This is a genomic window from Reyranella sp. (genome assembly GCF_036558665.1).
GTDB lineage: Bacteria > Pseudomonadota > Alphaproteobacteria > Reyranellales > Reyranellaceae > Reyranella.
Genome location: NZ_DATBFE010000085.1, coordinates 1 through 6,284, shown reverse-complemented (window position 1 = coordinate 6,284; position 6,284 = coordinate 1). Strand labels below are relative to the sequence as shown.

Here is a 6,284-nt window from a genome sequence, read left to right as displayed (position 1 = left end):
GCCAAGCTGGCGCCTTTGGGTAGTCGCTGCGCGCCGCGATCCTTCACCCGAAGCGATCGAACCAGTCTCGATGGTGCTCGACTGCCCAATCGAGCAGAGCGCGCGTCGTGTCGTCCACCTCGGTCGGCCGGCCGAGCGCCTTGGTGACCTCCGCTGCCGCGTTGAACGGTGTCAGATCTCTGTCGCCGCGGTGGCGTGCGCGCCTGTAGGCCTGCACGATGTCGCGGACGGTGCCTGTCTCCAGTCCCCACGCCAGCGCGCGGCGCGTCCTGCGCGGCGACAATCAAGGTGAGAACTGAGCGACAATCAGGATGAGAGCGCCGGAGGGTGTCGGGTCGAAGGGAGGGCGTAGCCCGACCGGAGGCCCGACACCCTCCGGCGTCGCGTTTGGCGGCCGGCCGGGGTTGGGCGAGGTGTCGATCCGTTCGAGTACGAGGGATCGAGATCTTGCCTGGCCTCCACATCAGCGACCACCAAACGAGGCTGTACATGAGCTACCGACAGACACAGACCGTCGAAGCCGCGGCGGCGAAGGCCGGGTTCTCGGGCGCGACCGGCTATCGGATCGAAGCCGATCCGCGCCTGCCGTCGCAAAAGCGGGTGCCGCGGGGACGACGACGGCCCGACCCGCTCGAGCCCTATTGGGAAGCCGAGGTCGTGCCGATGCTGAGTGCCGCCCCTGGCGTCCGGGCGATCGGCGTGCTCGACGAGCTGCGCCGCCGTCATCCCGAGCTCAATCCGAACATGCGCCGCACGCTCGAACGGCGGATCAGCGCGTGGCGCGCCCTGCATGGCCCGGAGCAGGAGGTCATCTTCCGCCAGGAGCACGAGCCCGGCCGCTTGGGCCTGTCGGACTTCACCGACACCACCGCCCTTGGTGTCTCGATCGGCGGCGTCGCCTTGGATCACCGGCTCTATCACTTCCGACTGGCGTTCTCGGGCTTCGAGCACGCCCACGTGGTGCTGGGTGGCGAGAGCTTCGTGGCCCTGGCCGAGGGGCTGCAGAACGCGCTGTGGGCGCTCGGTGGCGTGCCGAAGGAGCATCGCAGCGACAGCCTGTCGGCGGCGTTCCGCAACCTCGCAGCCGACGCCCGGCACGACCTGACGCAGCGCTATTGCGGCCTGATGCGCCATTACGGCATGGCACCGTCACGCAACAACGCCGGCATCGCCCACGAGAACGGCTCCATCGAGAGTGCGCACGGCCACCTGAAGAAGGCGCTGCAGGATGCCCTCCTGCTGCGCGGCAGCCGCGACTTCGGCGATCTCGACGCCTATCGAGCCTTCGTCGACCAGATCGTCGGGCGACGCAATGCCAACAATCGCAAGCGCATCGCGCTGGAGCGTGCCGCTCTGGCAGCTCTGCCGCCACGGCGCACCACCGACTTCGAGGAGAAGATCATCCCCGTCACCTCCTCAGGCGGCTTCATCCTGCGGCGCGTGTTCTACACCGTGCCCTCGCGCCTGATCGGCCATCGCCTGCGCGTGCGCATCTTCGACGACCGTCTCGAATGCTTCCTCGGCGCAACGCCGGTCGCAACTCTACGTCGTGGCCGGCCGCTGTCGGACAACAAGGGCGGCCATGTCGTCGACTACCGGCACGTGATCCACGCCTTGCGCCGAAAGCCCATGGCACTGCTCAACCTGGTCTACCGCGACCAGCTGTTCCCGCGGCCGGCCTATGCCCGCGCCTTCGAGGCCTGGCGCAGCCACGGCGACGATCGGCGCGCCTGCAAGCTCACTGTCGCGCTGCTGGCGCTTGCTCATGAATGTGCCGGCGAAGCCGAGCTGGCGAGCCTGATCGGCGCCGATCTCGACGCCGGCCGATTGCCCGATCCGGCCGCGCTGCGACAGCGACTGCGACCACAACAAGCTGCCGTCCCCGCGGTCGCCGTCGAGCTGGCGCCGCTTGCGATCTACGACGAACTCGCCGCCGTCGACGCCACGGCGAGCGCATTCACGGCAGAGGCCGGCCTGGAGGTCGCGCCATGACGACACCCATGACCGTCGACGCGGCCCGCGTCGAGTTGCTGCTGTCAGAGCTGCGCCTGCCGAGCATGAAGGCCATCTGGCCCAGACTCGCCGCACAATCCGACAAGGAAGGCTGGCCGGCCGCAAAGTTCCTCGCCACCCTGGCCGAGCACGAGGCCGCCGACCGCAGCCGGCGCCGCTTCGAGCGCCACCTGGTCGACGCCCGCTTGCCGCCCGGCAAGACACTGGCCACGTTCGACTTCGAGGCCACCCCGATGGTCTCCAAAGCCCAGATCATGGCGCTCGCCTCCGGCGACGTCTGGCTCAAGAGCGGGGCCAACGTCCTGATCTTCGGGCCCCCCGATCTCGCTTCATAGTGCCCATCTCTCAATCACGTTAGAAAGCCAGTGTATTTTGCCGCCGATCGACAGACGGCGGATGCCGAAGGCGACGAGCGTCCGCAGCTCGCTTCACGGCTTCACCCTCAAGATCGGCGGCGCAGATCACCCACGGGGCTCCTTTACAGGATTGTGTGGCCGGCAGAACCTTTTCCTGGATCAGACGCCGCACGGTTGCCTCGCTCAGGTTGAGGACGCCTGCCGCTTCCGCCAGCGTGACCTCGCCCCGCTCGGCGCGCTCGCCTTCGCGATAAGCGGGAATACCACGGTGGTTGCGCAGCGAGCTCACGCGCGAACGGGTCCAGCCATTGCCGCGCCCCGTTGCCTTGCCAGAGCGGTTGAGAATGGCGGCGATGGCCTTGTCTGGCACCTGACGGGCGAGCACCGTGACGAGCTCGACCACATCTGCATCGGCGCTCCAGCGGTGCTGGCCTGTACGGTTCTTGCGCACCCGCAGCGGCGTGTGGTCGCCGCCCACCCATCGGATCACCAGGCAGAGCGCGTCGTCTTCGACCCGCACCACCATCTCCTCGATCAGCGTGCGGATGATCCGCTTGCGAGTCGCCGGTGTCGCACCAGGACTGTGCCAGGCACCCTCGACGTCGGCGCCGAGCGCAAGCAGGCGTTCACGCTCGGCCTGCGTCAACGGCGTGTGCGAGCTCGCTGCCAGCGCGTCCCGCTCGTCCTCAAGCGCGCGGACGGCAAGCAGGCGCTCGTTCCAGCGCTGCTCCAGCTCGGCGGCGACGAGGCGGTTGTCGGGATCGACCGCATCGTACTGCCGCCGCGCCCGGGCGGCCTCGTAGCGCGCTTGCTCGAGCGCGAGCTCGACCTGGCGGCGCTTCTCCTCGCTTTCGCCACGCCGCGCTTCCATGGCGCCGAGCGCCGCCTCGATGCCGAGCGGCTGAAGCCGCTCGATCACCTCGGCGCTGACCGCGCGGTCGATCCGCATGCCGCCGAATGAGATGCAGGGATCGCCACCGTGATTGAGATGGCCGCCGCGACAGTGATACCGCCCCGCGCTGCCGTTCTCGCCGCTGTAGGCCACGTGGAGCTTGCGACCGCAATGGCCGCACCGCAGCAGACCGGCCAGCAGCGCCTCGCCGCGCCGGATCGAGCCGCGGCTCAGGAAGCTCTTGCCATTGGCGTTGTCGCTGATCAGGCGCTGGTTCCTCTCGAACTCCGCCCAACCAATGTAGCCTTCATGATGGTCGCGGATCAAAACATCCCAGGTGCTGCGGTCCTTGCGGAAGCCCCGCACGATCCGCTTGCGGCCGGCCTCGATCGTGATGCGGCTTCCGGTGCGCCCGAACACATAGGCGCCAGCGTAGATCGGATTCGTCAGCAGATGATGCAGGGTGTTGTAGACCGGCAGCTTCCAGACCACCTTGCGGCCTTCCGCGCCATACTCGGTTGCCGGCAAGGGCAGGCGCTCCTGGCGCATCCAGAGGTGGACTTGCCGGACGGTCTGCAGTTCGCTGAACTTGGCGAAGACCAGCGCGATCGCCTCCTGAACGCGACGATCGGGATCCTTCTCGATGCGATCATGCGCGGTCTTCAGATAGCCGATCGCCACCGTGAGGAACAACTCACCGCGGCGCGCCTTCTGCTTCAGAGCTTCAAGCGAGCGCTGGCGGAACAGCGACAGCTCCATCTCGCTCATCGTGCCCTTCATGCCGAGCAGCAGGCGATCGTTCGGATGACGCGGATCGTAGATGCCATCCTCGTCGACAATCAGCGTGCCGACCAGTCCGCAGAACTCGAGCAGGGTGTGCCAGTCGCGCCCGTTGCGGGCGAGGCGTGACGCTTCTATCGAGACGACAGCGCCGACGCGGCCCTCGCAGATCGCGGCGAGCAGCTTCTCAAAGCCAGGGCGGGCAATGCCGGAGCCGGAGCGGCCGAGATCATCGTCGATCACCTCCACGGCGGCCCAGCCCAGGGTGCGAGCGCGATCGACGAGGCCGTATTGCCGACGCCGGCTCTCGTGATTGTTGAGAACCTGATCATTCGTCGACTGACGAACATAAACGAAGGCACCGCGGGCGAGGTGCTCAGGCGTGATCTTGGTCATCGCCGCCCTCCGAGCCGTCGAAGTCTTCCGGCCTGGCCTGGCGTGGCTCCACGCCGGCCGCCTCCGCCAACAGCGCCTGGAGCAGCGGGGTCAGCTTGGTCCGCAGGTCGGGCCGAAGCTCCATCGTCGGCGTCGCTTCGTCGAACAGATCCCTCTGGCTGTGTCGCGCTCTCCGCATGACCGGCTCCCTTGCAGCGGGGCGAATCCCCTGCGCATGAGGCCACGAGCGCGTCGACAAGGGCGCAAAGATCAGCCAGCCTCTCGACCGGAAACCGTGGATATGCTGCAAGCGGCTGAGCCGCTCGGCCCGGCTCGGTCATCCACGCCGGCAGCAGCGCCAGCGTCCGATCGGGCTGCCGAATGACGAAGTGTTCGGCGCCAGCATGACGCTTCGAACCGACCACTGCGACCGTCTCGCCACTCCGCGGGTGAAACGGGTAGGTGATCCGGACCTCAAACGCCGGACACCCGGCACTATGACGCTGTCCCACCGGGCGGCGGCAAGAGCCACCTCTCGGCCGCCATCGGCCTGGCGCTGATCGAAAACGGCTGGCGCGTCCTGTTCACTCGCACCACCGACCTCGTCCAGCGCCTGCAGGTGGCGCGCCGCGAACTCGCCCTGGAAAGCGCCATCGCCAAGCTCGATCGATACGACCTGCTGATCCTCGACGACATCGCCTACGTCTCCAAGGATCACGCCGAGACCAGCGTGCTCTTCGAGCTGATCGCCGCTCGTTACGAGCAGCGCTCGATGCTCATCACCGCCAACCAGCCGTTCGGAGAGTGGGGCAGGATCTTCCCCGATCAGGCCATGACGCTGGCCGCCATCGACCGCCTCGTCCATCACGCCACCATCCTCGAGATGAACGTCCAGAGCTATCGCCGAAAAGCCGCCGTCGACCGCAAGCGCGGGCCCGGTCGGCCGCCAGCGCACGCAACGCCCAAGGAAAGCCAAAGCGCTGATTGACGCTCCGCGACAATCAAACTCGCCTCCAAGCGTCAATCAGCTTGCAAACACCGCCCCTTGTCGCGATCCTCCCGACAACCGGCCGTCGATTCTCATCTTGATTGACGCTGTCCCCTCATCCTGATCGTCGCGCCATACCCAGCACCGCGCGCTCGATGTCGATGCGCTTGCGGTTGTTGGCGTTGCGCCGCCCGATGATCTGGTCGATGAAGGCGCGATAGGCGTCGAGGTCGCCGAAGTCGCGACTGGCGCGCAGCAGCAGGGCGTCCTCGATGGCTTTCTTCAGATGCCCATGCGCCCTTTCGATCAAGCCGTTCTCATGGGCCATGCCGGCGCGACGGCTCCATGGCGTAGTGGCCCATCAGGCTGCAGTAGCGTTGGGTCAGGTCCTCCCGGGCGTCGACGGCCAAGTTGCGGAACGCCGCCGACAGGCTGTCGCTGCGATGTTCCTTGGGCGCGCCGCCCAGCGCCCACAGCGCATCCTGCAATCCCTCGGCCAAGGCGACGAAGCTCTCGCCGCCCAGCACCACGTGGGCATGCTCGAAGCCCGAGAAGGCCAGTCGGAAGTGATAGAGCCGGTGATCCAGCAGCACACCGCCGATCGAGATGCCCAAGGCGCTGGTGTCGGTGAAGTCCGACAGCCCCAGTCGGCCAGGCTCGTGCTCCTGGCGGAACATGACCTCCCGCTCCGGACCGTGCAAGGCGCGCCAAGCGTTGATGCGCCGTTCCAGGGTCCGCCGCACGTTGCCATTGAGGTCAGGGTGCCGTCGCCGCAGCTCGTCCAGCACTGCGATCGCGCGGATGCCGGGTGCCGCCTGCAGGATGCCCTGTGGGCGCTCGGCGGCGTGCCGGAACAACACCGCAGCGACAGCCTGTCGGC

At 67.5% G+C, this 6,284-nt stretch carries 4 protein-coding genes and 4 pseudogenes; 3 read left to right on the top strand and 5 right to left on the bottom strand.

Annotated elements, in window-relative coordinates:
* Nucleotides 1-43 precede the first annotated feature (43 nt).
* Nucleotides 44-283 carry a hypothetical protein gene (locus VH499_RS14205; RefSeq protein WP_332053394.1) on the bottom strand — a complete coding sequence of 80 codons (240 nt, stop codon included), beginning with the start codon at nt 281-283 and terminating at the stop codon, nt 44-46.
* A 164-nt stretch (nt 284-447) separates the two neighbouring features.
* Between VH499_RS14205 and istA the strand changes: the two genes are divergently transcribed.
* Both istA and VH499_RS14195 read left to right on the top strand, forming a co-directional pair.
* Entirely contained in the window at nt 448-1,992 is a 1,545-nt protein-coding gene (gene istA, locus VH499_RS14200) for an IS21 family transposase (protein WP_422662705.1), read from the top strand.
* Nucleotides 1,989-2,333: pseudogene (locus VH499_RS14195) on the top strand (ATP-binding protein); the annotation flags it as partial. The gene istA and the pseudogene VH499_RS14195, both read left to right, overlap by 4 nt.
* A 34-nt stretch (nt 2,334-2,367) precedes the next feature.
* On the opposite strand, the gene VH499_RS14190 reads toward VH499_RS14195, so the two are convergent.
* From VH499_RS14190 to VH499_RS26155, 3 genes and pseudogenes are all read right to left on the bottom strand, one after another.
* The gene (locus tag VH499_RS14190; RefSeq protein ID WP_332053392.1) at nt 2,368-4,437 is read right to left on the bottom strand and encodes a recombinase family protein; all 2,070 of its coding nucleotides are present in this window, start codon (nt 4,435-4,437) and stop codon (nt 2,368-2,370) included.
* Nucleotides 4,418-4,615: a hypothetical protein gene (locus tag VH499_RS14185; protein ID WP_332053391.1), complete on the bottom strand. Its 198-nt coding sequence runs from the start codon at nt 4,613-4,615 to the stop codon at nt 4,418-4,420. Before VH499_RS14185 ends, VH499_RS14190 begins: the two co-directional genes overlap by 20 nt.
* Before the next feature lie 58 nt (nt 4,616-4,673).
* Nucleotides 4,674-4,928, bottom strand: a pseudogene (locus VH499_RS26155) (DUF5372 family protein); the annotation flags it as partial.
* Here VH499_RS26155 and VH499_RS14180 point away from each other — a divergent pair.
* Nucleotides 4,925-5,404 (top strand): annotated as a pseudogene (locus VH499_RS14180) (ATP-binding protein); the annotation flags it as partial. The pseudogenes VH499_RS26155 and VH499_RS14180 overlap by 4 nt on opposite strands.
* Nucleotides 5,405-5,543: 139 nt before the next feature.
* Here VH499_RS14180 and VH499_RS14175 read toward each other — a convergent pair.
* A pseudogene (locus tag VH499_RS14175) lies at nt 5,544-6,284 on the bottom strand (IS21 family transposase); the annotation flags it as partial.